The organism is Pseudorhodoferax aquiterrae, from assembly GCF_014652235.1.
GTDB classification, from domain to species: Bacteria; Pseudomonadota; Gammaproteobacteria; order Burkholderiales; family Burkholderiaceae_C; genus Pseudorhodoferax; species Pseudorhodoferax aquiterrae.
On the sequence record NZ_BMYK01000039.1, the window covers coordinates 1 to 25,793 of the forward strand.

28 protein-coding genes and 1 tRNA gene are annotated in these 25,793 nt (G+C 67.0%); 17 read left to right on the forward strand and 12 right to left on the reverse strand.

Annotated elements, in window-relative coordinates:
- The 8 genes from IE209_RS30695 to IE209_RS30730 form a co-directional block, all read left to right on the forward strand.
- Positions 1–834 (forward strand): phage major capsid protein (locus IE209_RS30695; protein WP_229883145.1); only part of this gene is annotated, 834 nt, incomplete at its 5' end.
- Entirely contained in the window at positions 831–1,502 is a 672-nt protein-coding gene (locus IE209_RS30700) for a hypothetical protein (protein WP_189690661.1), read from the forward strand. The genes IE209_RS30695 and IE209_RS30700, both read left to right, overlap by 4 nt.
- Position 1,503: 1 nt before the next feature.
- A complete protein-coding gene (locus IE209_RS30705; RefSeq protein WP_189690662.1) occupies positions 1,504–1,677 on the forward strand; it encodes a hypothetical protein in 174 nt (57 codons plus the stop codon).
- Between the two features lie 118 nt (positions 1,678–1,795).
- The gene (locus tag IE209_RS30710; protein WP_189690663.1) at positions 1,796–1,984 is read left to right on the forward strand and encodes a hypothetical protein; all 189 of its coding nucleotides are present in this window, start codon (positions 1,796–1,798) and stop codon (positions 1,982–1,984) included.
- Complete coding sequence (locus IE209_RS30715; protein ID WP_189690664.1) at positions 1,981–2,592, forward strand: HK97 family phage prohead protease; 612 nt, start codon at positions 1,981–1,983, stop codon at positions 2,590–2,592. The genes IE209_RS30710 and IE209_RS30715 overlap by 4 nt, the downstream gene beginning before the upstream one ends.
- Positions 2,589–2,867 carry an HNH endonuclease gene (locus IE209_RS30720; protein ID WP_189690665.1) on the forward strand — a complete coding sequence of 93 codons (279 nt, stop codon included), beginning with the start codon at positions 2,589–2,591 and terminating at the stop codon, positions 2,865–2,867. Before IE209_RS30715 ends, IE209_RS30720 begins: the two co-directional genes overlap by 4 nt.
- A 443-nt stretch (positions 2,868–3,310) precedes the next feature.
- Entirely contained in the window at positions 3,311–7,744 is a 4,434-nt protein-coding gene (locus IE209_RS30725) for a tape measure protein (protein ID WP_189690666.1), read from the forward strand.
- On the forward strand, positions 7,741–7,932 hold the full coding sequence (locus IE209_RS30730; protein WP_189690667.1) for a hypothetical protein: 192 nt from the start codon (positions 7,741–7,743) through the stop codon (positions 7,930–7,932). Before IE209_RS30725 ends, IE209_RS30730 begins: the two co-directional genes overlap by 4 nt.
- On the opposite strand, the gene IE209_RS30735 is transcribed toward IE209_RS30730, so the two are convergent.
- The 4 genes from IE209_RS30735 to IE209_RS30750 form a co-directional block, all read right to left on the reverse strand.
- Entirely contained in the window at positions 7,929–8,681 is a 753-nt protein-coding gene (locus IE209_RS30735) for a DUF1828 domain-containing protein (RefSeq protein ID WP_189690668.1), read from the reverse strand. The two genes, IE209_RS30730 and IE209_RS30735, sit on opposite strands and share 4 nt — an antisense overlap.
- Positions 8,678–9,298, reverse strand: coding sequence for a hypothetical protein (locus IE209_RS30740; protein WP_189690669.1), 621 nt, complete (start codon positions 9,296–9,298; stop codon positions 8,678–8,680). Before IE209_RS30740 ends, IE209_RS30735 begins: the two co-directional genes overlap by 4 nt.
- Before the next feature lie 97 nt (positions 9,299–9,395).
- Complete coding sequence (locus tag IE209_RS30745; RefSeq protein ID WP_189690670.1) at positions 9,396–9,572, reverse strand: hypothetical protein; 177 nt, start codon at positions 9,570–9,572, stop codon at positions 9,396–9,398.
- A gap of 151 nt (positions 9,573–9,723) precedes the next feature.
- Positions 9,724–9,987, reverse strand: coding sequence for a hypothetical protein (locus IE209_RS30750; protein WP_189690671.1), 264 nt, complete (start codon positions 9,985–9,987; stop codon positions 9,724–9,726).
- Between the two features lie 532 nt (positions 9,988–10,519).
- Between IE209_RS30750 and IE209_RS30755 the strand changes: the two genes are divergently transcribed.
- Both IE209_RS30755 and IE209_RS30760 read left to right on the forward strand, forming a co-directional pair.
- Entirely contained in the window at positions 10,520–10,840 is a 321-nt protein-coding gene (locus IE209_RS30755) for a hypothetical protein (protein WP_189690672.1), read from the forward strand.
- Positions 10,837–11,148, forward strand: a complete 312-nt coding sequence (locus IE209_RS30760) for a hypothetical protein (protein ID WP_189690673.1) — start codon at positions 10,837–10,839, stop codon at positions 11,146–11,148. Before IE209_RS30755 ends, IE209_RS30760 begins: the two co-directional genes overlap by 4 nt.
- A 41-nt stretch (positions 11,149–11,189) precedes the next feature.
- On the opposite strand, the gene IE209_RS30765 is transcribed toward IE209_RS30760, so the two are convergent.
- The 5 genes from IE209_RS30765 to IE209_RS30785 form a co-directional block, all read right to left on the reverse strand.
- Positions 11,190–11,282 (reverse strand) — tRNA-Ser (locus IE209_RS30765).
- 38 nt (positions 11,283–11,320) lie between these two features.
- The gene (locus IE209_RS30770; protein ID WP_145545758.1) at positions 11,321–12,592 is read right to left on the reverse strand and encodes an aspartate kinase; all 1,272 of its coding nucleotides are present in this window, start codon (positions 12,590–12,592) and stop codon (positions 11,321–11,323) included.
- A gap of 63 nt (positions 12,593–12,655) precedes the next feature.
- The gene (tilS, locus tag IE209_RS30775) at positions 12,656–13,609 is read right to left on the reverse strand and encodes a tRNA lysidine(34) synthetase TilS (protein WP_229883146.1); all 954 of its coding nucleotides are present in this window, start codon (positions 13,607–13,609) and stop codon (positions 12,656–12,658) included.
- A 2-nt stretch (positions 13,610–13,611) separates the two neighbouring features.
- Positions 13,612–14,250: a CoA transferase subunit B gene (locus IE209_RS30780; RefSeq protein ID WP_189690674.1), complete on the reverse strand. Its 639-nt coding sequence runs from the start codon at positions 14,248–14,250 to the stop codon at positions 13,612–13,614.
- A 1-nt stretch (position 14,251) separates the two neighbouring features.
- On the reverse strand, positions 14,252–15,049 hold the full coding sequence (locus tag IE209_RS30785; RefSeq protein WP_189690675.1) for a CoA transferase subunit A: 798 nt from the start codon (positions 15,047–15,049) through the stop codon (positions 14,252–14,254).
- Positions 15,050–15,125: 76 nt separating this feature from the next.
- On the opposite strand from IE209_RS30785, the gene IE209_RS30790 reads away from it, so the two are divergent.
- Entirely contained in the window at positions 15,126–15,680 is a 555-nt protein-coding gene (locus tag IE209_RS30790) for a PAS and helix-turn-helix domain-containing protein (protein WP_189690676.1), read from the forward strand.
- Here the strand turns inward: IE209_RS30790 and IE209_RS34400 are convergent.
- Complete coding sequence (locus IE209_RS34400) at positions 15,670–16,662, reverse strand: helix-turn-helix domain-containing protein (RefSeq protein WP_189690677.1); 993 nt, start codon at positions 16,660–16,662, stop codon at positions 15,670–15,672. The two genes, IE209_RS30790 and IE209_RS34400, sit on opposite strands and share 11 nt — an antisense overlap.
- Before the next feature lie 189 nt (positions 16,663–16,851).
- On the opposite strand from IE209_RS34400, the gene eat reads away from it, so the two are divergent.
- From eat to IE209_RS30815, 4 genes are read left to right on the forward strand one after another with little or no spacing between them, the layout of a single operon-like run.
- Positions 16,852–18,258: an ethanolamine permease gene (gene eat / locus IE209_RS30800; protein ID WP_189690678.1), complete on the forward strand. Its 1,407-nt coding sequence runs from the start codon at positions 16,852–16,854 to the stop codon at positions 18,256–18,258.
- A gap of 2 nt (positions 18,259–18,260) precedes the next feature.
- Positions 18,261–19,661 (forward strand): ethanolamine ammonia-lyase subunit EutB, encoded by a 1,401-nt coding sequence (locus tag IE209_RS30805; RefSeq protein ID WP_189690679.1) that lies wholly within the window; start codon positions 18,261–18,263, stop codon positions 19,659–19,661.
- Complete coding sequence (gene eutC / locus IE209_RS30810; protein ID WP_189690680.1) at positions 19,658–20,449, forward strand: ethanolamine ammonia-lyase subunit EutC; 792 nt, start codon at positions 19,658–19,660, stop codon at positions 20,447–20,449. The genes IE209_RS30805 and eutC overlap by 4 nt, the downstream gene beginning before the upstream one ends.
- Positions 20,450–20,507: 58 nt before the next feature.
- A complete protein-coding gene (locus tag IE209_RS30815) occupies positions 20,508–21,098 on the forward strand; it encodes a peroxidase-related enzyme (protein ID WP_189690681.1) in 591 nt (196 codons plus the stop codon).
- Position 21,099: 1 nt separating this feature from the next.
- On the opposite strand, the gene IE209_RS30820 is transcribed toward IE209_RS30815, so the two are convergent.
- Positions 21,100–21,522, reverse strand: coding sequence for an acyl-CoA thioesterase (locus IE209_RS30820; RefSeq protein WP_189690682.1), 423 nt, complete (start codon positions 21,520–21,522; stop codon positions 21,100–21,102).
- Complete coding sequence (locus IE209_RS30825) at positions 21,519–22,301, reverse strand: SDR family oxidoreductase (protein WP_189690683.1); 783 nt, start codon at positions 22,299–22,301, stop codon at positions 21,519–21,521. Before IE209_RS30825 ends, IE209_RS30820 begins: the two co-directional genes overlap by 4 nt.
- A 167-nt stretch (positions 22,302–22,468) precedes the next feature.
- On the opposite strand from IE209_RS30825, the gene IE209_RS30830 reads away from it, so the two are divergent.
- Both IE209_RS30830 and IE209_RS30835 read left to right on the forward strand, forming a co-directional pair.
- Positions 22,469–24,169 carry an electron transfer flavoprotein-ubiquinone oxidoreductase gene (locus IE209_RS30830; protein ID WP_189690684.1) on the forward strand — a complete coding sequence of 567 codons (1,701 nt, stop codon included), beginning with the start codon at positions 22,469–22,471 and terminating at the stop codon, positions 24,167–24,169.
- A gap of 115 nt (positions 24,170–24,284) precedes the next feature.
- A complete protein-coding gene (locus tag IE209_RS30835) occupies positions 24,285–25,754 on the forward strand; it encodes an alanine/glycine:cation symporter family protein (RefSeq protein ID WP_189690685.1) in 1,470 nt (489 codons plus the stop codon).
- The last annotated feature ends 39 nt before the right edge of the window (positions 25,755–25,793 follow it).

The following is a 25,793-nucleotide window of genomic DNA, read 5'->3' on the forward strand; positions in this document are numbered from 1 at the left end:
CCCGCGATCACGTGGAACGCTGCCCGCCATCAGCGTGGAATGGTGCCCGCGATGGCGTGGAATACGCACCTGTTGACGCACGATACGGGCTTCCGCGGGTACTGGGTTGCTGAGGGCAAGCCGCTGCCCATGAGCCCGGGCGGCTTCGATGTTCAGAACCTGGAACGCCGGAAGGTCGGCGCCCTGACCGTCTCATCGAATGAGATTGTGCGTTCTGACCTGCTCGACGTTGAAAAGGCTCTCCTCGCCGATCTGCTCGCCGCATGCCGTGAAGCAGCAGACCGAGCGCTCATCGATCCCGCCAATGGAGGCGAACCCGGCGAACGGCCGGCAAGCCTCACGCATCCGAGTTCCGGCGGCGTCGTGCTCACGTCGAGCGGTGCCACGACGAGCGCAATCGACAACGACCTGAAGGCGGCTGCGCAAGCTCTCATCACCGCCGGCTCCAGCCTGCAGGGCGCGCAGTGGGTCATGCACCCGGCCCTCGCCCTGAAGATGAGCCTGATGCGCGGCAGCGGCGGCCAGTTGATCTACCCGGGCTTGCACCTGGGCGGCGGCGTGTTAGCCGGGCTCCCAGTGCTTACCACTGCTGGTGCTCCTGCAAACATCATCTCGCTCGTAGATCCGGCACAAGCCAGCTACTCGGAAGACCAGCCGCTTTTCGTCGTGTCGCAGGAAGCGATGATTGATGTGAACTCGCTGCCGGGCGAAGAAAAGGCGGTCACGCCGATGAGCTGCTATCAGACCGATTCGACCGTCTTGATGGTGGTGCTGTACCTGAACTTTTTGGCCAGGCGCACGGCCGCCGCCAGCATCACGGGGGTGACGCTGTGAGCCAGTCCGAAAGCGAAGTCCTGGCCGACGCGGTCTTCCAGGCCGTCACGCAGTACATCCGCAATGCGCTGGCATCGCACACCGGCAAGGAACGCGAGGTCGTGGAGCGAATGATCCGCGACAGCCTGGGCGACCTCAAGGACAACCTCCGCAACAAAGAGGATCTGAGAGAACTCCGCGATCTGCAGGCCAAGGGCGAGACCGATCGTCGCATCGCGGACCTCGGCAAGTCGCTGTCGAAGATGCTCGACCGGCGCATCGAGCAGACGAAAGCAGAGGCCGCGAAGGAAGCCGCCCGGCACGCAGCGGTCAAGGCGCGCGAGGTGAAGAAGGAGCTGCTGGCCACGGTGCAGATCCACAGCGACGAAGTCCAGGTCGTGGGCTGGACGCCCGGCCATCAGTGGGACGGCACCAAGATCCGATTCGAGCAGGAACCCGGCGTCTGGGGCCCGTGGGTCGATGTCGAAGGCCCACGCGGCCGCGACGGCATGAACGGCGGCGGCGGTGGCATGCCGCGCAACCTGATCCTGGACGGCGGCGGCGCCTTCGATGAGCACACGACCCTCAACGGCGGCACCGCCAGCACGGTCAACCAATTCGCGGTCGGCGGCGGCAGCGCGAACACCAGGTACGACGCCCGCGTCTTCAACGGTGGCCGGGCGATCTGACATGGACCCGTCCGACCTGTCCACCGTCCGGCCCCTCACGCTCGCTGCGTGGATGGTCATCCGCCAGGCTCACGACCTGCCCATCTTGGAAGCAGTTCGAAAGATGTTGGACGACATCGACGCCGGACACGTCGCCGCAGTGGAAAGGCAATTCGGTGGTCTTTCCCTGCACTGAACCCGCCCGCGTTCGGGCACATGGGGCCGGCAGTCTGCCGGCGGTGGGCAGCCGCGATCGGCACCAGGCCCACAGCTCGCGCGGCACAGCCGGTGGCGAGCACCTTTTCTCTCACGCCATGACCACGACACATCCCGACTTCGAGGACACGCGCCAACTGGCTGAATGGGTCGGCCTGCAGCTGGTCCGCCAGCACGATGCCCGCAACGGCCGATTCCGGCTGCTCAGTGGCCCGCGCATCGTCGCGCACAGCGACAGCTTGCACGAGCTGCAGCTGTTTGCACTTGCCTGGAGGTATGTCCGATGAACCGCGCTTTCTCCATCGTCGCCCTGAAGTCGCTGAGCAACCAGTCGGATGCCGTGACCATCGAGGGCATCGCGTCCACTCCCACGCCCGACAAGGTTGGCGACATCGTGGTGCCCACGGGTGCCAAGTTCTCGCTGCCGCTGCCCTTGCTGCTGCACCACCGCCATGACAAGCCGGTGGGCCACGTGACGTACGCAGCACCCACGGCGCGCGGCATCCCCTTTACCGCTCGCATCCCTCGCATCAAGTCGCCTGGTGTGCTCAAGGACCGTGTGGACGAGGCGATCCACAGCCTGGAGCAAGGCCTCATCGCCGCGGTATCCGTCGGGTTCAGCCCGCTGCCCGGCAAGGTCAAGAGCCTGGCCGGAGGTGGTGCCCAGTTTCTCGAGTGGTCCTGGCATGAGTTGAGCCTCTGCACGATCCCGATGAACAGCGAGGCGTTGATCCATACCGTGAAGGGCATGGGCCCTGCCGGCCTGGCTGACCCGCTGTCGCCCGAGCTGATCCACCGCATCAAGGTAGCCAACTTCCGCATGCTGCGCGGTGGTGTGCCGCTGGCCAGCCAGGCACCGCGCAAGGGCGTGAAGCTGCTGGAGGCGCAGCGATGAAGCACGACAACAACGACAGCCGGCTCCGCGGGCGCAAGGGCACTGCCCGTCGTCTGCGCATCTGGGCACTCGATCCCACCTGCGCCGCATGCCAGCGCGTGACCGACTACCCCGACGGCTTCCAGCTGGACCACATCAAGGCACTCGTGAACGGTGGCGCTGATGAAGACCACAACCTGCAGGTGCTGTGCCACGCATGCCATCGCGACAAGACCGCCAAGGACCTGGGCCACACCGTCAAGGTGCAGGTGGGGCTGGATGGCTGGCCTGTCTAGGCGGGGGGAGGTGCAGGCGTGTACCCCTTTGCCCTGGCCACCGCGCTGTCCCCACTCGTTTCCTAAACGTCCAGAAAAAAGGTCACAGCGATGAGCGAGCTGCCGCAGCCTGCAGACGATGGCACCGGGGGGAGCCGATGACCGTGCACCCGATCCACCTGGAAGCCGCACCGTTCACCGCATTTCCAGGCCCGCGAAATATGGAAATCAGCCCGTCACGCGCAGCACACCCGTGGGGGGCGCCCTCAGACGCGCGGGACAGCGAATCTGGACACCCCCAGTACTCGCACGCGCAGAACTTTTCCCCCGTATGAATTTATTCAGCAGCAAATCAAATGAATCAAACGCCCCGCAAACCCGCATGGATGCTGGCTTTCCGGGCTCCGACCGGTGCGTTTGGTTTGCTGATTACCCCCTAGTTCAAGACCGAGAAGGCACCACCCATGGCAAGCACTGACCTTCACTCCAACATCGTCCTCGGCGCGGATGTGTCCGGCGTCGAATCGGGCATGGCCCGTGGCAAGCGAGCCGTCGAAGACCTCGGCAATGTCGCGGAACGCGCGGGCCGGCGGGCCAGCGAGGGCCTGTCCTCTGTCGGCCGCGGCGGTGACAACGCCGCCCGCACCGTCGAGCGTGCCACGCGCAGCCTTGAGCAGCAGATCCAGCGGCAGATCGCGTCCATGCAGGCCGGCTCGCGCGAGAGCCGGCAGTACTGGGAGAGCCTGGCCAACCAACGCGGCATCAGCTCGCAAGCCTTGCGCCCGGTGCTCGACCAACTGGAGGCCGCCCGCGCCAAGACCGCCCAGGCCACCGAAGCCACCACGAACTGGCGGACGGAGATCACCAAGGTGGGCCCGGTGCTGGCCAGCGTGTTCGCAGCGGTGTCGTTCACCGCCTTCGCCGCCAAGCTGATCTCTGTTCAGCGTGAGATCGACGTACTGAACTCCAGCCTGGTGACCGTCACCGGCAGCAGCGCGGCGGCAGAACGCGAGCTGGCATGGCTCAAGGACTTCGCTTCCGAAACCCCGTTCGGCCTGGCCCAGGCAACGGAAGGCTTCATCAAAATGAAGTCGTTGGGCCTGGACCCCACCCGCGCAGCGCTCACGAGCTTCGGCAACACCTCGGCGGCCATGGGCAAGAGCCTGAACCAGATGATCGAGGCCGTCGCGGACGCTTCGACCGGCGAGTTCGAGCGGCTCAAGGAGTTCGGCATCAAGGCCAAGCAGGAAGGTGCGCAGGTGTCGCTGACCTTCCAGGGCGTGACCACCACCATCGGCAACAACGCCAAGGAGATCACGAAGTACCTGCAGGCCATCGGCGACACCCAGTTCGCCGGCGCCATGGAGACCCGGGCCAAGACCTTGGACGGTGCGATCTCCGAGCTGGGCGACACGTGGGACGAGCTGTTCCGCACGATCAACACCAACAACACCGGCAGTCTGATCTATGACTCGGTGCTGCTCGCCTCGGGCGCCGTCAAGGATCTCACCACGATCTTGGCAGCCATGAACAGCGCCACGGACGAGAACACCCGCGCCACCGGCGCCATGAAGACGGTGCAGGAAGGCATCGCGGTGGTGCTGGAGACTGTCGCGGTTGTCGGGGTGACGGTCGCGTCCACCTTGACCGGCGTGGGCCGGGAGATCGGGGCGCTGGCCGCGCAGGTGGTCGCCCTCGCCACGCTGGACATCTCCGGCTTCAAAGCGATCGGCCAGGCGGTCAAGGAAGACGCCATTGCCGCTCGCAAGGAGTGGGAAGCGACCGTCGATCGCATCCTCAACGCCCGCAACGTGGCAGCGAATCGGCCCAAAGCGCAGGAGCCGGACAGGCCAGCCCCGAAGCCGGCGCCACGCACCGACGACACCGACAACAAGGCCGCAGCGAACGCCTATAAGACCTTCATCGAGAGCATCAAGGAAAAGATCGCGCTCGAGCAGGCCGAGCTGGCCAGCGGCGCCAAGCTGACCGAAAGCCAGCGCCTGCGGGTCAAGGTCGAGCAGGAGCTCACCGGCGCGCGCAAGGCCAACGCCCTGCAGCTGGTGGACCAGCTGGCCAACATCGAGCGCATCCAGAAGACCGCGCAGACCGAAGCCGCCGAAGCTGGTGAAGCAGCAAAGGCCTATGCCGACCTGATCGAGGCGCGGCAAAACTCCATCGCTGGCCTGGCCAACCAGATCCAGCGCGAACGCGAGGCGGCGGCCGCCATCGGCCTGTCACGCACCGAGGTGGCCGGCCTGGAGGTTGCCAAGTTGGAGGAGGCAGCAGCCGACAAGGAGCGCCGCGCGTCGATGCTGGAGAGCACCGTCGCCGACAAGGAAGCCGCCAAGCTGTACCGCGAGGAAGCCAAGGCGCTGCGCGACCTGGCAGCCGCCAAGCGCGGCACCGCCGAGAAGGAAGAGGCCGAGGAGACCGCCAAGGCCGCGGGCGAAGCCGCGAAGAAGGCTTCCGAGGAGTGGCAGCGCTACACCGACGACATCAACAAGTCGCTGACCGATGCCCTGCTGCGCGGCTTCGAGGACGGCAAGGGCTTCGCGCAGAACCTGCGCGACACCACAGAGAACATGTTCAAGACGCTGATCTTGCGGCCCACGATCAGCGCCATCATGGAGCCGGTCAGCGGCACGATCTCCAGCGTCCTGGGCACGGGCAGCAGCACCGGCGGCGGCATCCTGGGCATGATCAAGGACGGCAAGTCCCTGTACGACATGGGCACCAAGGCCTACAGCTGGTTCACTGGGGCCAATGCGGCATCGGGTGTCACCAGCAGCCTGGGTGCTGCGTTCTACACCGCGCCCGCCCTTTATGCGGGCTCGGCAGCCCTCGCGGGCACGGCGACGACTGCGCTAGCCGGTGGTGCACTTGGGTCCGGTACTGCATTGGGCACTGGGGCCCTGCTTGGTAGTTCCGGTGGCGTTCTAGGGACCGGAACCGCCCTGCTCGGAACTGGGGGGACGGGCGTAGCCATCGGAAGCGCCGGCACCGCTTCCGCTCTGACCAGCGTAGGCAGCGCAGCAGCAAGCAGCGCTCCCGCTACGAGCGCACTCGCCGGGATGGGCCCCTACGGCTGGATCGCGGCCGCCGCCATCCTGGCTGTCATGGCATTCGCCGGGAAGGGCGAGAAGCGCTACGGCGGGCAGTACGGCGTCAACTTCGAGGGTGACGAGGTCATCAACGGCCGGCGCGGAACCACCGTCAGCGCAGAGCGCGGAACCATTGCCTTCCTGGAGGGCCCCAGCGGCGGCGACTATGCGGGCGAGACCGCGCGCAAGCTCATCACCGGCACCACGCAGGGTATCAACACCTTGCTCAAGGATCTTGGCTCGGGCATGGCTCTCACAGGCTTCCAGGCGGGCCTGGAAACCTCCACCAAGGGACGCGGCGGCGTGTACTCGGGCGGAACGCTGACGGGCGGCATCACCTTCGGCGAGTCGGGCACCGGAGACAACTATCGGGGCACGCTGTTCGAGAAGACCAGCACGCGCAGCCCGAATGCCGAAGAGGCGGTGAAGAACTTCGCGACCGACATGCTGCAGGTGACCATCCAGGCCCTGCAAGCGGCGACCGATCTTCCCAAGGCCATCAAAGCCCAGCTGACCGGCATCGATGCCGAGAAACTGACCGACGAAGCGGCAACTGAGCTGCTGAACAGCATCCAGGCGCAGATCGACTACGTGAAGTCCCTCCGCGATACGCTCAACCAGCTGCCCTTCGCCAACCTCAAGGACGTGGCATTCGACACCGCGGCCGGGCTGACCGCCGCCGCCGGTGGCATCGAGGCGCTGAACCAGAACATCACGGGGTACTTCTCCAACTACTTCACGGAGCAGGAGCAGCGCACCGCGGCGATCGCCCGGGTGTCGTCGGCCTTCACTGCGCTGGGCCTGGTGATGCCCGATGTGGCCGGCGATGCAGAAGCGGCGCGCGCATCCTTCCGCGCCATGGCCGAAGGGATCAACGTCAGCACCGAGGCCGGCCAGAAGCAGTACGCCGGCATCCTGGCCCTGCAGGGGGCCTTCGCCGAGCTGACCCCGGTCATTGACAAGACCGCAGAGGCTGCCCGGCAAGCCGAGTCGGTGCTGCAGCAACGCCAGCAACTGGAGATGCAGCTGCTTCAACTGCAGGGCAACACGGCCGAGATCCGCAGCCGCGAGCTGGCGGCGTTGCTCACCGACGAGAACCGGGCGATCCAGCAGGCCATCTATGCACTGCAGGACAAGCAGACCGCAGACGCGGCAGCAAAGGCAGCGCAGGACGCCGCGGACCGCGTAAAAGCGGCCTGGCAGTCAGTGGGGGACACCCTGGTCGATGAGATCAAGCGCATTCGCGGCGAGGCGGCCACCTCTGGCACCGAGGGACTGGCCTACGCTCAGAGCGCCTTCGCGGTGGCCACCGCCCAGGCCCGGGCCGGCGATCAGGAGGCGGCATCCTCGCTGCCCGAACTCAGCCGCACGGTGCTGGAGCTGGCCGAGAAGACCGCCAGCAGCGCGGTGGACCTGAAGATCTTCCAGGCCCAGATCGCGGCCAGCCTCATGGAGACCACCAAGGCCATCGCGGCATCGCAAGGCACCACGGTCCCGGCCTTCGCTGCCGGTGGCGCGCACAGCGGCGGATGGGCGATGGTCGGCGAGCAAGGCCCCGAGCTGGCCTACATGCCGCCCGCGCGCATCTACACCGCCAGCCAGTCGGCGGGCATGCTGGGCGACGTGCAGGGGCTGCAGGACGAGATGCGGCGCATGCGAGAAGACCTGCGACATCTGGGCGACAGCCTGGCCACCCTCCAGCTTCGCAACGCACGCGCCGCGGAGGCCTCGCAGCGACTGCTGGAGGATGTCACTGAAGGCGGCGCCGCGATGCGCACCACGGAGGTGACGCCGTGAAGATCGATGAGGAGATCGCCCTGGAGCTGGCCCTGGCCCTCCACGCGGCCGAGGGCGGGCCGCCTGGCCCAGCGCTGTCGGCCTTCAGCGCCGGCATGGCGCTGGGCGTGCTGGCCAAGCACATCGCCGACCTGCACAAGCGCATTGAGCAGATGGAGGCGGAGCAACCGGGGGGCCGGCCGTGCTAGTGCGGCCGAGCGTTCTCGATAAGCCGAGTCATCGGCATCGCCCTCGTGAGCGACGTCAGGATCGCGATCTCGTGATTTGCCTTATCCGGCTCTGCTCGATCGTCCACGATGATCAGTGGAAAAAGGTCAAGACCGGCAGGACCATTCTGAACATCACCAGCCTTGCGCAATGACGCCCCGGTGCGCGCAGGCTTCGGTGGGATCACATCGATCAAGTCACTTCCGTGTTGGAACGCGAACTCATGCATCGAGTTGGAGGCGCCCAGCACCGATCTCCTCCGAATGAGGATAGCTCCTGGATCGCGTGCCAAGATGAAAGGCTCGGCCTCCGCTGCCAAGTCGTGCGGCTCCGGTCGCTCATTCAAAGTGGCGCTTGCCCACGATGACACAGCAAGTAGGCCGCTTACCGCTTGTGCAAAGTGGTAAGGCGCCTCGCTCTGCGATGCGAGCGCCGAAAAATCGCCGCGAGTCGTCAGCGTCAGGCCAAAGGGTTTGACAAGGTCGCGAAGCTTGTTGAACCGGTTGCCGTGAGACAAATCAACGCCGCAGCCAGCAAGGTGTGACAGCATGTCCCCGTTGTCCGAGATCAACACTTTATCGGGTTGCTGTTCCGCGAGGTACAGAACGATCGGTGAGTCGCCGAGCGTGGTGAAAGGCGTCCCGATTTGAAGCGCAGCGCTACCGTGCAGATCCCTGACGGGGCTGCATTCATATTGTGAAAGGCGACTAGCCCAACTGCAATCGATCATGGCTGCGGAACGGTATAAGGACCATTGTTGCTCACCTTCGTTCGCATCAGGAACCAAGTCAGAGCGAAATCCCAGTTGGAACAGTCCATTCCTAGGCCGGCCATTCCTGCCAGCGAGGCCGTCTCGTCGCCAACATGTTCATGCGGTCCATATAAGAAGCCCTCAGGACCACGATGACTAGGCTTGTTCACAGGGCACACTTCCAGTTGGTACAGGCGCGGCTCGTGGGGCGTGCCGCGTTGCATGAGGGAAAAAAGGAAGAGGCATGAATCAACGACTGCAGGGGCCCGCACCTCCAACAGCATCGACAAGCCCGGAATCGTAATCCCCTCTTCATCGACGAACTGAGCAACGAGAATTTTGCTCCCAGCATGGTTTTGGCGCACTGTCCAACTAGGCGCACCTAGAAGGTTTTTGGGGCGCTCCATGACCAGCATCGCCGCGTCCTTCGTAAATTTCGACATCGCCTTTTTGAGCTGAGCACGTCGGCACATCCGCGCGCCAATTGTGTGGACGGCATCGTAGCTTTTTGTTGCAGGCCCTCCTTCACAGACTCCATCAAGTTTGTGGACCGAAGCCGCCACTGGACCCGAGCCGAGCAGCAGCACCCGACGCATGCAAGCCCTTGATCTGGAAGCAGAACGCGGAATCGCGCTGTGCGAAATAGCCCTTCCGGGCAGCACCTGGGCCTAGGCAGCTGGCCAGTCTTCCGCATCAGTCGGCTGGTGGTTCGCCCAGCAGCCGGCTACGTAGTGCGGCCTCTGCCGAAGCGAGCTCGTCGAGAAGATCTCTAGGAACGTCCTTGCCGGCGATCAACAAGGCGTGTGCCTTCGCGGTCAACTCGCTTGCGTGCCGTGCGGCCTCCTCCCATTGCTTGATCAGCTCGTCCATGCTGGCCAGTGTGCGAAGGGCGCCGTGCGTGGTTTGTCAGCCTGGGCGCCGCCCCCGTGTCCCCGAGACTGGAGGTTTGTTCGCTTTGTTTGCGGCCTCGCTTAGCCACGGTAGCCAGGTTAGCCGGATTAGCCGGGTAGCCACCTATGCGCTAGGACTGCGCGTCTAGCAGCCTTTCGCCGTCGGGCACCGATCGCCTCGCACGGAGCGCTTCAGCGTCAAGCGCCTCCGATTCGTAGAGCATTGCCTTGAGGCAGTACTGCTCGCGCCGCCGAGCCTCTCTCACGCGCGCGATAGTGTCTGCCTTGGCAACGCCGGCAAGGCCTGCGGTCTCCTTGGCCAGGACTGCTTCAGCGTTTTGACGTGCAGCGACGCTGGCATTGAACGCTTGGAAGATGGATGAGAACTCGGCCATGAGGTCCCCCGGGTGGCGAAGAGGTGCACTCAGGCGACAGGGGCGACCAAGGCACAAAGAAGGTCGCGGACGCAGTGTAGGACCGTTCGCACGAAGCGCAACACTGTCAGTTTTGGCAGTGCCTACCCAGAGCCTTTCTGAAAAACACAAGGCACAGCATCACGGTCGTCATCCAAGCTTCCACAATCTTGAGAATGGATGTACCATATCAACATGGAAGCAAAGAAACCTCACGGCGGCTCACGCACAGGCAGCGGGCGGAAGCCGCTCGACGCTGATGCACCTACCGTCTCGTTCCCTGTGAAGATGAGCACCGCTCAGCGGGACAAGCTCAAGCGCCTGGGTGGCGCGCCCTGGGTGCGCCAGAAGATCGACAAGGAGCCCGAACCGAAGGAATGACCGCCGCGCCTCAGGGCGGCCGAAGCCGGCATCACGGCATCGGGATCTGAGGCAAAAAAGGCGAGCCCGCGAAGGACGGCAATCCAACGCGGGCTCTCACCACAACGTGCACCGTCTTGGAGGACCGCACATCATGGCTACCCGCATTGTCGCCCCGGGAGGGGCACCCACGCATCCGCAAGGCGCAGGAAAGGCGCCGCGCGCCGTCTACAGCCCCGAGCAGACCCGCCAGGCCCTGCGGTACATCACCGCCAAGGCCGACACGCTGAGCCACCTGCTGATGCAGATGACTCAAGAGGTCGAGAACATCCAGCACGAGTACCGGCTCCATGCCTGCGAGGCGCTGGCCGAGATGATCGCTGCGGCCGCGGACACCGCCCTTAATGGCGAGTGCAAGGGCGGTTTCGAAGACTGGATCTACGGCGCCGACTTCGGCAAGGCAGGTGCAGCATGAAGGCCGCTCAACACGTGCCGTTCGCGAAGATCCTGCGCGATGCACCCGGGGCGGTTGTCTTTGACACCCGGGACCAGCTGGAGAAGTACGTGCTCGAGCGCACGTCGATGCTGGCCAGCCTCGCGGCCATCATGCCCCACCTGATCGACACCGGTCCGAGCGGGCCGGAGTTTGGCTACGTCGAGGACTTCGCTTTGCTGATTCAGGACCACGCCTATCAGCTGGAGCAGGCCACCGCCCTGCTGTTCCGTGGGCCGAAGCAGGCCGGAAAAGAGGGTTTCGCAACTGGTGGGTGCAATGGTGGGTAGAAATGAAAAACGGGCCCGAAGGCCCGTCTTTGCTTGCTGTTTGGCGGAAACGGAGGGATTCGAACCCTCGATGAGGCTCTACACCCCATACTCCCTTAGCAGGGGAGCACCTTCGGCCACTCGGTCACGTTTCCTGGAAAACCCGCGCATTATGGCACGGATTTGAGGCGAATCAGGCCGCAGCCGGCTGATCCAGATCGAAAACACGGTGCAGTGCGCGCACCGCGAGTTCCATGTACTTCTCGTCCAGCACGACCGAGGTCTTGATCTCGCTGGTGGAGATCATCTGGATGTTGATGCCCTCTTCCGACAGGCAGCGGAACATCTTGCTGGCCACGCCCACATGGCTGCGCATGCCGATGCCGACGATGCTGACCTTGCAGATCTTGGCGTCGCCCACGACCTCCTGCGCACCCAGGCCGGGCAGGACCTTTTCTTTGAGCAGATCGATCGTCTTGGCGTAATCGTTGCGGTGGACGGTGAAGCTGAAATCGGTCCGGCCGTCCTTGCTGACGTTCTGGATGATGACGTCGACCTCGATGTTGGCGTCGGCCACGGCACCCAGGATCTGGTAGGCGATGCCCGGCTTGTCCGGCACACCCAGGATGGAGATCTTGGCTTCGTCGCGGTTGAACGCGATGCCCGACACGATGGCTTGTTCCATTTGCTCGTCTTCCTCGAAAGTGATCAGCGTGCCCGACTTGGCTTCCTCGTCCAGGTCGATGTCCCAGGGCGTGAAGCTGGACAGCACGCGCAGCGGCACCTTGTACTTGCCGGCGAATTCCACGGAGCGGATCTGCAGCACCTTGGAGCCCATGGAGGCCATCTCCAGCATCTCCTCGAAGCTGACGGTCTGCAGGCGGCGGGCTTCCGGCACGACGCGCGGGTCGGTGGTGTAGACACCGTCCACGTCGGTGTAGATCAGGCACTCGGACGCCTTCAGCGCTGCGGCCACGGCCACCGCCGAGGTGTCGCTGCCGCCGCGGCCCAGCGTGGTGATGTTGTCGTCCTCGTCCACGCCCTGGAAGCCCGTCACGATGACGACCTTGCCGGCCTTGAGGTCGGCGCGCACGCGCTCGTCCTCGATGGATTCGATGCGGGCCTTGGTGTAGGCGCTGTTGGTACGGATCGGCACCTGCCAGCCAGCGTAGCTGACCGACTCCATGCCCTCGGCCTGCAGCGCGATCGCCAGCAGCGCCGATGAGGCCTGCTCGCCCGTGGCGGCCAGCATGTCGAGTTCGCGGTTGTAGGCGGCGCTGGTCTTGGACGGGGCCAGCTCCTTGGCCAGGCCCAGCAGGCGGTTGGTCTCCCCGCTCATGGCGCTGGGGACCACCACCATCTGGTGACCGGCGCGGGCCCACTTGGCCACGCGCTTGGCAACGTTGCGGATGCGCTCGGTCGAGCCCATCGACGTGCCGCCGTATTTATGAACGATGAGTGCCATGGATAGTGGCAGGTAGCGGCTTGCCCGGGCTCGGCTGTCGGCCGGCGACGCTCCTGCGGTGTGTCAACTCGAAAGCGCGGGATTGTACCAACCGAGCAACGCGCCGCTGCGCCGCACGAAACCGGCTCCTACCTTGAGGTGCAGGCGGTGGCCGCGCGTGCGGCAGGCATCGATCTGGTCCAGCAGTTCGGCCAGCTGCACGGCACTGGGCGCCGTGCCGTGGGCTTCTGCCAGCCAGTGGCGCAGTGCATTGGCCTGGCGGGCGCGCGGCAGGGCCTGCAAGGCCGCAATGGCGGGCGGGATGCCGGTCGCCTGCAGGTCCTGATCGGCCAGGCCACGCAGCAGTTGCTGGGCTTCGGCCGCGTGGGCGGCGCTGCGCGCGAAGGTGCTGCGAAAGGCCGGAAACAGCCGCTCCAGCACGGGCAGCAACTCGGCGCGGATGCGGTTGCGCAGGTAAGCCGTGTCGGCATTGCTCGGGTCTTCGATCCAGGCCGCGCCCTGCGCGGCCAGCCAGGCCCGCAGGGCCGCGCCCGGCACCTGCAGCAGCGGCCGGTGAAAGCGCAGGCCGCCCTGCTCCCACTGCGCCGGCATGGCCGCCAGGCCTGGCAGGCCGGCGCCGCGCGACAGCGCCAGCACGATGGTCTCGACCTGGTCGTCGGCATGCTGGGCCAGCGCCACATCGCGCGGGCCGCCGTCGCCCCATTCGCGCAGCGCGACCTCGGCGATGGCCGCGTAGCGCGCACGGCGGGCCGCGTCTTCGGGACTCTGCCCGCGTGCGTGGCGCGCCTGCACGTGGGCGACCACCAGCGGCACGCCGAGCGCAGCGCAGGTGCTGCGGCAATGGGCTTCGAAACCGTCGGCCGCGGCCTGCAGACCATGGTGCACATGCACGGCATGCACCTGGCCGGGCCAGCGCGCCGCGCAGGCGCGCAACAGGGCCGAGGAATCGGCGCCGCCGCTGTAGGCCACGGCCAGCGGCAGACGCGGCGCGAAGGCGGCGATCGCCTCGGTGAACAAGTTCAGATGAGCTTGACGCCGGTCTTGGCCTGCAGCGACTCGCGCGTGACCCCAGGCGCCATCTCCACGACCTTCAGGCCCTCGGGCGTCACGTCCATGACGGCCAGGTCGGTGATGATGCGGTCGACCACGCCCACGCCGGTCAGCGGCAAGGTGCACTTGGGCAGGATCTTGAGGTCCTCGGTGCCGTCCTTCTTCTTCGCGACATGCTCCATCAGGACGATCACGCGCTTGACGCCGGCCACCAGGTCCATGGCGCCGCCCATGCCCTTGACCATCTTGCCCGGGATCATCCAGTTGGCCAGGTCACCGCGTTCGCTGACCTGCATCGCACCCAGGATGGACAGGTTGATCTTGCCGCCGCGGATCATCGCGAAGCTCTCGTGGCTGCCGAAGATCGAGGTGCCCGGCAGCGTGGTCACGGTCTGCTTGCCGGCGTTGATCAGGTCGGCGTCGACCTCGTCCTCGGTCGGGAACGGGCCGATGCCCATCATGCCGTTCTCGCTCTGCAGCCAGACTTCCTTGTCGGCCGGCACGAAGTTGGCCACCAGGGTCGGGATGCCGATGCCCAGGTTCACGTAGAAGCCGTCTTCCAGCTCCTGCGCCGCGCGCGCGGCCATCTGGTCTTGGGTCCACGGCATGTCAGGCTCCTTTGCTTTCGTTCTTGACAGGTGCATCGCTGGCAGCGGCCTGGGCGATCACGGCCTGGGCCTCGACCTTGGCGGCGGCCACGTCGACGGGTGCGGCGGCGCGCACGGTGCGCTTCTCGATGCGCTTTTCGGGCGTGGCGTTCAGCACGATGCGGTGCACGTAGATGCCGGGCAAGTGCACGGCGTCCGGGTCCATCTCACCGGTCTCGACGATCTTCTCGACCTCGACCACGCAGATCTTGCCGGCCATCGCGGCGGCGGGGTTGAAGTTGCGCGCCGTGCGGCGGAACTGCAGGTTGCCCGACTTGTCGGCCGCATAGGCCTTGACCAGCGCGACCTCGGGCACCAGCGCGCGTTCCATCACATAGGTCTCGCCGTCGAACTCGCGCAGCTCCTTGCCCTCGGCCACTTGGGTGCCGACACCGGTCTTGGTGAAGAAGGCCGGGATGCCGGCGCCGCCAGCGCGCAGCTTCTCGGCCAGCGTGCCCTGCGGCGTGAACTCCAGCTCCAGCTCGCCCGCCAGGTACTGGCGCTCGAACTCCTTGTTCTCGCCCACGTAGCTGGCGATCATCTTCTTGATCTGGCGCGTCTCCAGCAGCTTGCCCAGGCCGAAGCCGTCGACACCGGCGTTGTTGGAGATCACGGTCAGGTTCTTCACGCCGGAGTCCTTGAGCGCATCGATCAGCGCCTCGGGGATGCCGCACAGGCCGAAACCGCCCACGGCCAGCAGCTGGCCGTCCTTCACGATGCCCTTCAGCGCCGCGTCGGCGGAAGGATAGATTTTGTTCACGGGAGCCTCCTTGGGATTCGGATGGGCAGACGATACTACGTAGCCAGATACGTAGTTTTTCCTACAGGGAATCCCGATGGACATCGACTACCGGTTGGCCTTCGATCTGGCCCCCATCGGGCTCGTGGTGTCGCGCGAGCGCCAGATTGTGGACTGCAACCGCCACCTGTGCGAGATGTTCGGCGCTGCGCGCGAGCAGCTCGTGGGCCAGTCCTTCCGCGTGCTCTATCCCAGCGCCGACGAGTACGAGCGCACCGGTGAGCGCATCACGCCCATCATGAACGCCAAGGGCTTGTACGCCGACGACCGCATCATGCGGCGCGTGGACGGCCGCTTCAAGGGCGAGCCCTTCTGGTGCCATGTGACGGGCCGCGCCTTCGACCGCACGGCGCCGCACGCGGCCGGCATCTGGAGCTTCGAGGACTTGAGCGCGCGCCGCAGCGTGCATGCCAGCCTGACACCGCGCGAGCGCGAGATCGCGGCCCAGGTCATGCAGGGCCTCACGGCCAAGGAGATCGGCCGCGTGCTGGGCATCAGCCACCGCACGGTGGAGATCTACCGCGCACGCGTGATGCGCAAGTACGGCGCCGGCTCTACGGCCGAACTGGTGCATCGGCTCGTCACGCGCTGAGCGGCGCGGCCTGGCGCGACAGCCGCAGCGTCTGCGAGGGCAGCTCGCCGAACAGCTCCTTGTAGGCCTGCGCGAAGCGGCCCATGTGGAAGAAGCCCCATTGCGCCGCCACGTCCTGCACATGCAGTTGCTCGGCGCACGTGCCGCGCAGCCGGCGCCGGCAGGCATTGAGCCGCACCGAGCGCAGGAACTCCGCCGGCGGGACGCCCACGCTGCCGAGGAAGTGGTTGTGCAGCGTGCGCGGCGTCAGGTGCAGCCGCGCGCACAGGTCCTCCACCGACAGCAGGTGGTTGAACGGGTCGGCCGCCATGTCGCGCGCGGCCATGACCTGGGCCAGCCGCCGCTGCGCGCTGGCCGGCGGGCCTTGCAAGGCGGCGTCGTCGCCGCACCGGGCCAGCAGTTGCATCAGTTGCCCGCCCAGGATGTGCATGGCGCGCAGGCCCCAGGGCTGCGCCGCCTCGTCGCTGGCGCCCAGCGCCAGCATGGACTCGATGGTCTGGCACAGCGCCACGTGCCGGTGCGGCGACAGCGTGGCCGCACAGACCTCGGCCCTCCCCTGCAGCAGCGGTTCCAGCCCCAGCGCATCGCTGCGCGCGGCCAGCCAGTCTTCGTCCAGCACCACGCCGTAGATGCCGAAGCGCTGCGGCGTGCGCAGCACGAAGCCGGCATCCGCCCGCGCGGCCATCAGGGTGCGCGGCCGCTCGCCGGGCTGCAGCCGGCCGCAGAAATGCACCAGGCCTTCGCCCAGCCCATCGGGAATGCCGAACCAGACGGAGCCCGGCCAGGGCCGGCAACGCTGGCTGGTCTGCTGGTCCGTGAACTCGTGGAACACCTGCAGGCGCGGCGCATGCAACCAGAGCTCGCGCACCGTTCCGGTGAAGTGACCGCACGACAGCTGGTCGTACTCCTGGCGCCAGGAGGACAGGTGGCCGGCGTGCTCGTCCACGTCGGCGCTGTGGCGGACGCAGTAGGTGGCATCCATGGCGGGTCGGCTTGGCTGCATCCGCGCTTCTCCCAGGCAATCCATGCAGCCTACATGCAAGACGGATGCCACGCCAGCGCCGCGCCGTGGCCGACCGACAGCGGATTTTCCGAAAACGGATAGCCGCGGCGCGGGGGCGCGGTTGCAATCGGCGCATTGCCTTCACTGCTCCGCGCGAGCCCCATTGCGATGAGTGCCCTTCCCTCCTCCGCCGTATCCGCCCCCGCCACGGGCCATCTCAAAAAGGTCCTGGGACCGCTGCAGCTCTGGGGCATCGCCGTCGGCCTGGTCATCTCCGGCGAGTACTTCGGCTGGAGCTACGGCTGGAACACGGCCGGCACGCTGGGCTTCCTGGTCGCCACCGTGCTGGTGGCAGCCATGTACACCACCTTCATCTTCAGCTTCACCGAACTGTCCACGGCCATCCCGCATGCCGGTGGGCCCTTTGCCTATGCGCGGCGCGCGTTCGGCCCCACCGGTGGCTTCATCGCGGGCTTCGCCACGCTGGTGGAGTTCGTGTTCGCGCCGCCGGCCATCGCGCTGGCCATCGGCGCCTACCTCAACGTGCAGTTTCCGGGCGTCGACCCCAAGATGATCGCGCTGGGTGCCTACGTGGTCTTCATCGCGCTGAACTGGGTGGGCGTCAGCATCGCCGCCACCTTCGAGCTGTTCGTGACCCTGCTGGCCATCTTCGAGCTGCTGGTGTTCATGGGCGTGGTCGCACCGGGCTGGTCCATGGCCAACTTCGTCGCCAACGGCTGGGCCGGCGGCAGCGTGCTGGGCGGCAAGGCCGTCGCGGGCATCTTCGCCTCGATCCCGTTCGCGATCTGGTTCTTCCTGGCCATCGAGGGCGCGGCCATGGCGGCCGAGGAGGCGCGCGACCCGCACCGCACCATTCCCCTGGCCTACACCACGGGCATCGTCACGCTGGTGGTGCTGGCCTTCGGCGTGATGGTGTTCGCGGGCGGCGTGGGCGACTGGCGCCAGTTGGCCAACATCAACGACCCGCTGCCGCAGGCCATGAAGGCCGTGGTCGGCGCCTCCAGCGGCTGGCTGCACATGATGGTGTGGATCGGGCTGTTCGGGCTGATCGCCTCCTTCCACGGCATCATCATGGGCTACTCGCGCCAGATCTTCGCGCTGGCCCGCGCGGGCTACCTGCCGCGCTACTTCGCCGCGCTGAGCCCGCGCTTCGACACGCCGCACCGCGCGCTGCTGGCCGGAGGCGTGGTCGGGGTGGCCGCCATCTTCAGCGACGAGTGGATCAGCTTCGGCGGCCAGACGCTGACGGCCAACATCGTCACCATGGCTGTGCTGGGCGCCATCGTCATGTACCTCGTGTCCATGGCCGCACTGTTCAAGCTGCGCGCCAGCGAGCCGAACCTGCACCGGCCCTACCGCGCGCCGTTCTACCCGGTGTTCCCGGCCATCGCCCTCGTGCTGGGGCTGGTCTGCCTGGGCGCCATGGTCTGGTTCAACACCTTGCTCACGGTGCTGTTCGCCGTGCTGATGGTGTTGGCCTACGCCTACTTCCGGCTGACGGCCGACCAGCGCGCCAAGGCGGGGCACGATACGCTGCTGTCCGGGAACACCTGACGATGCGCTACCGCACCACCCTCGCCGACCAGGTCTTCGCCTTCGACGACCTGCGCCAGGTGCTGGCCTGCGCCAGCCCCGCGCGCTCGGGCGACTACCTGGCCGGCATCGGCGCGGCCACGGCCCAGCAGCGCATGGCCGCGCGCCACGTGCTGGCCGACACGCCGCTCACGCAGTTCCTGAACGAGGCGCTGGTGCCCTATGAGGACGACAACATCACGCGTCTGATCCTCGACACCCACGACGCCGCCGCATTCGCCCCGGTCGCCGCGCTGACGGTGGGGGAACTGCGCAACTGGCTGCTGTCCGACGCCGCCGACGGCGCGACCCTGGCCGCGCTGGCCCCCGGCCTCACGCCCGAGATGGTGGCCGCGGTCTCCAAGCTCATGCGCAACCAGGACCTGATCGCCGTGGCGCGCAAGTGCCACGTCGTCACGCGCTTTCGCGACACCATCGGCCTGCCGGGCCGGCTGGCCGTGCGGCTGCAACCCAACCACCCCACGGACGACCTGCGCGGCGTCGCGGCGTCCACGCTGGACGGCCTGCTCTACGGCGCCGGCGACGCCGTGATCGGCCTGAACCCGGCCTCCGACAGCCTGCCGGTGCTGGGCCGCCTGCTGCACCTGCTGGACGAGGTCATCGCGCGCTTCCAGATCCCCACGCAGAGCTGCGTGCTCACGCACGTGACCAACACGTTGCGGCTCATGGAGGCCGGCGCGCCGGTCGATCTCGTGTTCCAGTCCATCGCCGGCACCGAGAAGGCCAACCTGTCTTTCGGCGTCACGCCCGAACTGCTGGACGAGGCCTGCGCCGCCGCGCGCGCGCTGGGCCGCGGCACGCTAGGGGACAACGTCATGTACTTCGAGACCGGCCAGGGCAGCGCGCTGTCGGCCGGCGCCCACCATGGCGTGGACCAGCAGACCTGCGAGGCGCGCGCCTACGCGCTCGCGCGCCGCTACCGGCCGCTGCTGGTCAACACCGTGGTCGGCTTCATCGGTCCGGAGTACCTGTACGACGGCAAGCAGATCATCCGCGCCGGCCTGGAAGACCACTTCTGCGGCAAGCTGCTGGGCCTGCCGCTGGGCGTGGACGTCTGCTACACCAACCATGCCGAGGCCGACCAGGACGACATGGACACGCTGCTCGTGCTGCTGGCCGCCGCCGGCGTGAACTTCGTGATCGGTGTGCCGGGCGCGGACGACGTCATGCTGAACTACCAGAGCACCTCGTTCCACGATGCGCTGTTCGTGCGCGAGACCATGGGCCTGAAGCGCGCGCCCGAGTTCGAGGCCTGGCTCGCGCGCATGCAGCTGGCCGATGGCGACGGGCGGCTCCTGCCCGGCGCCGCCGAGCGCCTGCTGCAGGGCATGGGCGGCCTTGCGGCGCTGGAGGCGCAGGCATGAATGCACCCATCGGCGTGACCGACGACCCCTGGCGCAACTGGCGCGCCGCCACGCCCGCACGCCTGGCGCTGGGCCGCGCCGGCCAGGGCATGCCCACGGACGAAACCTTGCGCTTCGGCTGGGCCCATGCCATGGCGCGCGACGCCATCCACGCGGCGCTCGACACCGCAGCCCTGTCCGGCGCCTTGCAGGCCGAGGGCTGGGAGACCCGCAGCGTGCGCAGCAGCGCCAGCGACCGCGCCACCTACCTGCGCCGGCCCGACCTGGGCCGCCAGCTGGCTGCGGACGATGCGCAGCGCCTGCGCGCCGAAGCCGGCGCCGGCTGCGACCTGTGCCTCGTGGTCGGCGACGGCCTGTCCTCGCTGGCCGTGGCGCGCCATGCCGTGCCCTTGCTCGGCGCCCTGCGCCCACTGCTGCCGGCCGGGCTGCGGCTGGCGCCCGTGGTCATCGCCACGCAGGCACGCGTCGCGCTCGCCGACGAGATCGGCGAGGCCTGCGGGGCACGCCTGGCCGCCATCCTGATCGGCGAGCGGCCGGGCCTGTCCTCACCCGACAGCCTGGGCATCTATCTCACGCATGGCCCGCGCCGTGGGCGCCACGACGCCCAGCGCAACTGCATCTCCAACGTGCGGCCCCAGGGGCTGTCCTATGGCGCAGCGGCCTTCAGGCTGGCCTGGCTGTTGCGCGAGTCGTTGCGCCGCGGGCTCAGCGGCGTGGAGCTCAAGGACGAGAGCGACCTGGCCGTGCTCGACAGCGGTGCGGCGCCAGCGCCGCCGTTGCCGGGCTGAAGCGCTCCGCGGGTGGTACAACCGGGCTCGATTCCAACGACGCCCCAGGAGACCCGCCATGCCCCCGCGCTACCCGCTGCCCGACCTGAACACCCTGCCCGACGACCTGCGCGCCAAGATCCTCGCAGTGCAGGAGAAGGCCGGTTTCATCCCCAACGTGTTCCTCGCGCTGGCGCGCCGGCCGGCCGAGTGGCGCGCCTTCTTCGCCTACCACGACGCCTTGATGGACCCCGAGAGCGTGGGCCGCAGCAGCCCCTTGACCAAGGGCGACCGCGAGATGATCGTCACCGCCACCAGCGCGGCCAACCGGTGCCTGTACTGCGTGGTCGCGCACGGCGCGCTGCTGCGCATCTACGAGAAAAAGCCGCTGGTGGCCGACCAGGTGGCCGTGAACTGGCGCAAGGCCGACATCCCACCGCGCCAACGCGCCATGCTCGACTTCGCGATGAAGGTCTGCGAGCGTTCGCACGAGATCGACGACGCCGATTTCGCCGCGCTGGCCGCGCATGGCTTCAGCGACGAGGACGCCTGGGACATCGCCGCCATCACGGCCTTCTTCGGCCTGTCCAACCGCATGGCCAGCTTCTCCGGCATGCTGCCGAACGACGAGTTCTACCTGATGGGCCGCGTGCCCAAGGCCAAGAACTAGCTCACGCGGCGACGAGCGCGCGCATCCAGTCCGGCAGCGCCGTCGCCCTGCCCACCTCGTAGTCCACCCACATGGTGGTGCCACCGCCTTCGGCGCAGACCACCTCGGGCGCGTCGCCCCGCGCCAGCGTCGCCCAGCTCTCGAAGGTGGTACGGCCCGGGTCGCTGGCATAGAGCTTGACGAGCACCTCGCCCGGGTACTGCAGCTGCGCGTAGAAGTTGCAAAAGGCGTTGACGATCAGGGGCCCCGCGCCGCGGCCATTGGCCATGCAGCCCAGCGACTGGAACCAGTCCACGCGCGCGGTCTCGATGTAGCGGAAGTAGTTGGCGTTGTTGAGGTGGCCCATGGCGTCCATGTCGCCCCAGCGCATCGCGATGCGCGTCTCGTAGACCAGCTTCTTGCGTTCGGGGATGGCGATCTTCATGCGGCGAATCCGTCGTCGGCCGCGATCACGGCACCGTTCACGAAATGGCTCTGGTCGCTGGCCAGCAGCACGATCAGCGCGTCCAGGTCCTCGGGCTTGCCCACGCGCTTGCGCGGCAGCGCCTGCACCAGCTTTCTGCCCTGCTCGGTCTGCCAGTGCGCGTGGTTGAGCTCGGTGTCGATGTAGCCCGGGCACAGCGCGTTCACGTTGATGCCGAAGCGGCCCCACTCCTGCGCCATGGCCCGCGTCATGTGCACCACGGCTGCCTTGGTCATGCTGTACACGCCGATCTGCGGCATGGCCTTGATGCCCGCCATGGAGGCCACGTTGACGATGCGCCCGCCCGTGAAGCTGCCCGGCGCCGCGCCGCGCGCCCTGGCCAGCATGCGCTTGCCGACCTCCTGCGCCACGAAGAAGGCGCCCTTGACGTTGGTGTCGAACATCTCGTCGTAGTCCTCCTCCTGCACGTCCTGCAGCCGCTGCATGGTGCTGACGCCGGAGTTGTTGACCAGGATGTCGATGGAGCCGACCTCGGTTTCGGCGTGCGCCACGGCCGCCCGGATGGAATGCAGGTCGGTCACGTCCAGTGCGACCACGTGCGCATCGCCGCCCTCGCCCTCGATGCGCGCACGCAGCTGCTTGAGCCGCTCCAGGCGCCGGCTGGCCAGCACCACGGCCGCGCCGGCGCGGGCCAGCACCTGCGCGAACTGCATGCCGAGCCCGCTCGACGCCCCGGTGACCAGGGCCACGCGGCCCGACAGATCGATGCTGTATGCCATGGATGCCTCTTGTGATGCACTGCTGGGATGCCCTGCATTGTGACTGTCGCGCAGGTGAGCGGGCACGCAGTCACCAATGCATAGAATCCCCGGGTTATCCCGCGCGCGCCCGGCCCGCCTGCCTGCGCGCACCGGGCTCCCCCCATCCACGAACGAGACAGTCCCACATGACGAACGAAGAGATCCTGGCCCAGTACGGTCCGCGCGAGGCCATGGAGTACGACGTGGTCGTCGTCGGCGGCGGCCCCGGCGGCCTGGCCACGGCGATCCGCCTGAAGCAGCTGGCCGCGGAAAAGGGCAACGACATTTCCGTCGTCGTGCTCGAGAAGGGTTCCGAGCCCGGTGCCCATATCCTGTCGGGCGCCATCATGGATCCCAAGGCGCTGACCGAGCTGATCCCCGACTGGAAGGAAAAAGGTGCGCCGCTGACCCAGCCCGTCACCGACGACGCCTTCATGTTCCTGTCCGAGCGGGGCGGCGTGCGCACGCCCAACTTCCTGCTGCCCGAGTGCTTCCAGAACCACGGCAACTACATCGTGCGCCTGGGCTTCGTGGTCAAGTGGCTGGGCGAGCAGGCCGAGGCCCTGGGCGTGGAGATCTTCCCGGGCTTCGCCGCGGCCGAAGTGCTCTACAACGACGATGGCTCCGTCAAGGGCGTGGCCACCGGCAACCTGGGCGTGGGCAAGGACGGCCAGCCCACCGACGAGTTCCAGCTCGGCATGGAGTTGCACGCCAAGTACACGGTGTTCGCCGAAGGCGCGCGCGGCCACCTGGGCCGCCAGCTCATCGCGCGCTACAAGCTCGACGAAGGCCGCGACCCGCCGAGCTTCGGCCTGGGCGTCAAGGAACTCTGGGAGATCGACCCGGCCCGCCACCAGCCCGGCCTGGTGCTGCACAGCGCCGGCTGGCCGCTGGACAACAACACCTATGGCGGCGCCTTCCTCTACCACCTGGACAACAACCAGGTCGCGCTGGGCTTCATCACGGGCCTGGGCTACAGCAACCCCTACCTGAGCCCGTTCGAGGAGATGCAGCGCTGGAAGACGCACCCGAACATCCGCTGGTACCTGGAGGGCGACGAGTCCAAGGGCATCAAGCACGGCAAGCGCCTGGCCTACGGCGCGCGCGCCATCAACGCCAGCGGCCTGCTGTCCCTGCCCAAGACCGTGTTCCCGGGCGGCGCGCTGATCGGCTGCGAGGCCGGCTACCTCAACGTGGGCCGCATCAAGGGCAGCCACGCCGCGATCAAGACCGGCATGCTGGCGGCCGAGGCCGCCTACGATGCCGTGCAGGCCGGCCGCCAGCACGACGAACTGACGGCCTACCCCGAGGCCTTCGAGAAGAGCTGGCTCTACACCGAGCTCAACAAGGACCGCAACTTCAAGAACTGGTTCAAGAAGGGCCTCACCGTGGCCACGGTCATGAACGGCTTCGAGCAGTTCGTGCTCAAGGGCAAGATGCCCTGGACACTGCACCGCACCCAGCCCGACCACGCCATGCTCAAGCCGGCGGCCGAATGCAAGCCCATCGTCTACCCCAAGCCCGATGGCAAGCTGACCTTCGACCGGCTGTCCAGCGTGTTCATCAGCAACACCAACCACAACGAGCACCAGCCGGCCCACCTCACGCTCAAGGACGCCAGCGTGCCGGTCAACGTGAACCTGGCCAAGTACGCCGGGCCCGAGGCGCGCTACTGCCCGGCCGGGGTCTACGAGTTCGTGAAGGACGAGGGCACGCAGAAGGACCGGTTGCAGATCAACGCGCAGAACTGCGTGCACTGCAAGACCTGCGACATCAAGGACCCGACGCAGAACATCGTCTGGGTCACGCCCGAAGGCGGCGGCGGGCCGAACTACGCGGGCATGTGAGCCCGGCCTGCGCGGTGCACAGCATCGCGCAGCACACCAAACCGGTGCAAACGCGTATACCGTTCTGGCACTTGAATTGCTAAGGTCCAGGCCTCCGCAATCAAAACTGCATGTCATGACAGAAATCGTCAGCACCTTGAACGGCTACGTCTGGAGCAAGGCACTCATCTACCTGTGCCTGGGCGTTGGCTTGTACTTCTCGATCCGCACACGCTTCATGCAAGTGCGCGGCTTCAAGGAAATGATCCGGCTCATGTTCAAGGGCGAGAAGTCGCCGGCCGGCGTCTCTTCTTTCCAGGCCTTGGCCATGTCGCTGTCAGGCCGCGTGGGCACTGGCAACATCGCCGGCGTGGCCACCGCCATCACCTTCGGCGGCCCTGGCGCGGTGTTCTGGATGTGGATGGTCGCCTTCCTCGGCGCCTCCACAGCCTATGTCGAATCGACGCTGGGACAGATCTACAAGGAGAAGGACGAATCCGGCCAGTACCGTGGCGGCCCGGCCTACTACATCGAGAAGGCCATGGGCCAGAAGTGGTACGCCTGGATCTTCGCCGTCGCCACGGTGATCGCCACAGGCCTGCTGCTGCCGGGCGTGCAGGCCAACAGCATCGCCTCGAGCGTGGACAACGCGTGGGGCGTGGCACCGGCCGTCACGGCTGGGGTGCTGGCCATCGCGCTGGGCTTCATCATCTTCGGCGGCGTCAAGCGCATCGCGGCATTCGCCGAGGTGGTCGTGCCCTTCATGGCGCTGGGCTACATCCTGATCGCGCTGGTCATCGTGACCATCAATGCCGACCAGATCCCTTCGATGGTCGCGCTGATCTTCAAGAGCGCCTTCGGCCTGGAAGCCGGCTTCGGCGCCGTGCTGGGCCTGGCGGTGGAATGGGGCGTCAAGCGCGGCGTGTACTCCAACGAGGCCGGCCAGGGCACGGGCCCCCACCCCGCGGCAGCCGCCGAAGTCTCGCACCCGGCCAAGCAGGGCTATGTGCAGGCGTTCTCCGTCTACATCGACACGCTGTTCGTCTGCTCGGCCACGGCCTTCATGGTGCTGTCCACTGGCATGTACAACGTCAAGGCCCCTGACGGCGCCATGCTCGTCGACAAACTTCCCGGCATGGCCGCCGGCCCGGGCTATACGCAGGCCGCCGTCGAGTCGGTGATGCCCGGCTTCGGTGCGAGTTTCGTCGCACTGGCGCTGATGTTCTTCGCCTTCACGACCATCATCGCTTACTACTACATGGCCGAGACCAACCTCAGCTACATCAACCGGCAGGCGCACAAGCCCTGGATGAGCTTCGTGCTCAAAATCGTGCTGATCGTCGCCGTGGTCTACGGTGCCATCCGAAGCGCCGGCGTCGCCTGGGACCTCGGCGACCTGGGCGTGGGCATCATGGCCTGGCTCAACATCGTGGCCATCCTGATCCTGCAGAAGCCGGCCCTGGCCTGTCTGCGTGACTACGAGGCGCAGAAGAAGGCCGGCAAGGACCCGATCTTCGACCCCGATGCCCTGGGCATCAAGAACGCCGACCTGTGGCGCGAGATCCGCCAGCGCCAGATCACGGCCGCAGGCAAGTCCAAGTCGTAGTACAAATCCCGAGGCGCGGCAGCGCGCTTCTGAGGCATA

Bases quoted from the DNA above. Each gene is read 5' to 3' on its own strand.
- IE209_RS30705 (WP_189690662.1), top strand. From the start codon at position 1,504: ATGGACCCGTCCGACCTGTCCACCGTCCGGCCCCTCACGCTCGCTGCG.
- IE209_RS30710 (WP_189690663.1), top strand. From the start codon at position 1,796: ATGACCACGACACATCCCGACTTCGAGGACACGCGCCAACTGGCTGAA.
- IE209_RS30715 (WP_189690664.1), top strand. From the start codon at position 1,981: ATGAACCGCGCTTTCTCCATCGTCGCCCTGAAGTCGCTGAGCAACCAG.
- IE209_RS30720 (WP_189690665.1), top strand. From the start codon at position 2,589: ATGAAGCACGACAACAACGACAGCCGGCTCCGCGGGCGCAAGGGCACT.
- IE209_RS30725 (WP_189690666.1), top strand. From the start codon at position 3,311: ATGGCAAGCACTGACCTTCACTCCAACATCGTCCTCGGCGCGGATGTG.
- IE209_RS30735 (WP_189690668.1), bottom strand. From the start codon at position 8,681: ATGATCGATTGCAGTTGGGCTAGTCGCCTTTCACAATATGAATGCAGC.
- IE209_RS30740 (WP_189690669.1), bottom strand. From the start codon at position 9,298: ATGCGTCGGGTGCTGCTGCTCGGCTCGGGTCCAGTGGCGGCTTCGGTC.
- IE209_RS30745 (WP_189690670.1), bottom strand. From the start codon at position 9,572: ATGGACGAGCTGATCAAGCAATGGGAGGAGGCCGCACGGCACGCAAGC.
- IE209_RS30750 (WP_189690671.1), bottom strand. From the start codon at position 9,987: ATGGCCGAGTTCTCATCCATCTTCCAAGCGTTCAATGCCAGCGTCGCT.
- IE209_RS30755 (WP_189690672.1), top strand. From the start codon at position 10,520: ATGGCTACCCGCATTGTCGCCCCGGGAGGGGCACCCACGCATCCGCAA.
- IE209_RS30760 (WP_189690673.1), top strand. From the start codon at position 10,837: ATGAAGGCCGCTCAACACGTGCCGTTCGCGAAGATCCTGCGCGATGCA.
- IE209_RS30770 (WP_145545758.1), bottom strand. From the start codon at position 12,592: ATGGCACTCATCGTTCATAAATACGGCGGCACGTCGATGGGCTCGACC.
- IE209_RS30780 (WP_189690674.1), bottom strand. From the start codon at position 14,250: ATGCCGTGGACCCAAGACCAGATGGCCGCGCGCGCGGCGCAGGAGCTG.
- IE209_RS30790 (WP_189690676.1), top strand. From the start codon at position 15,126: ATGGACATCGACTACCGGTTGGCCTTCGATCTGGCCCCCATCGGGCTC.
- IE209_RS34400 (WP_189690677.1), bottom strand. From the start codon at position 16,662: ATGGATGCCACCTACTGCGTCCGCCACAGCGCCGACGTGGACGAGCAC.
- eat (WP_189690678.1), top strand. From the start codon at position 16,852: ATGAGTGCCCTTCCCTCCTCCGCCGTATCCGCCCCCGCCACGGGCCAT.
- IE209_RS30805 (WP_189690679.1), top strand. From the start codon at position 18,261: ATGCGCTACCGCACCACCCTCGCCGACCAGGTCTTCGCCTTCGACGAC.
- eutC (WP_189690680.1), top strand. From the start codon at position 19,658: ATGAATGCACCCATCGGCGTGACCGACGACCCCTGGCGCAACTGGCGC.
- IE209_RS30815 (WP_189690681.1), top strand. From the start codon at position 20,508: ATGCCCCCGCGCTACCCGCTGCCCGACCTGAACACCCTGCCCGACGAC.
- IE209_RS30820 (WP_189690682.1), bottom strand. From the start codon at position 21,522: ATGAAGATCGCCATCCCCGAACGCAAGAAGCTGGTCTACGAGACGCGC.
- IE209_RS30825 (WP_189690683.1), bottom strand. From the start codon at position 22,301: ATGGCATACAGCATCGATCTGTCGGGCCGCGTGGCCCTGGTCACCGGG.
- IE209_RS30830 (WP_189690684.1), top strand. From the start codon at position 22,469: ATGACGAACGAAGAGATCCTGGCCCAGTACGGTCCGCGCGAGGCCATG.
- IE209_RS30835 (WP_189690685.1), top strand. From the start codon at position 24,285: ATGACAGAAATCGTCAGCACCTTGAACGGCTACGTCTGGAGCAAGGCA.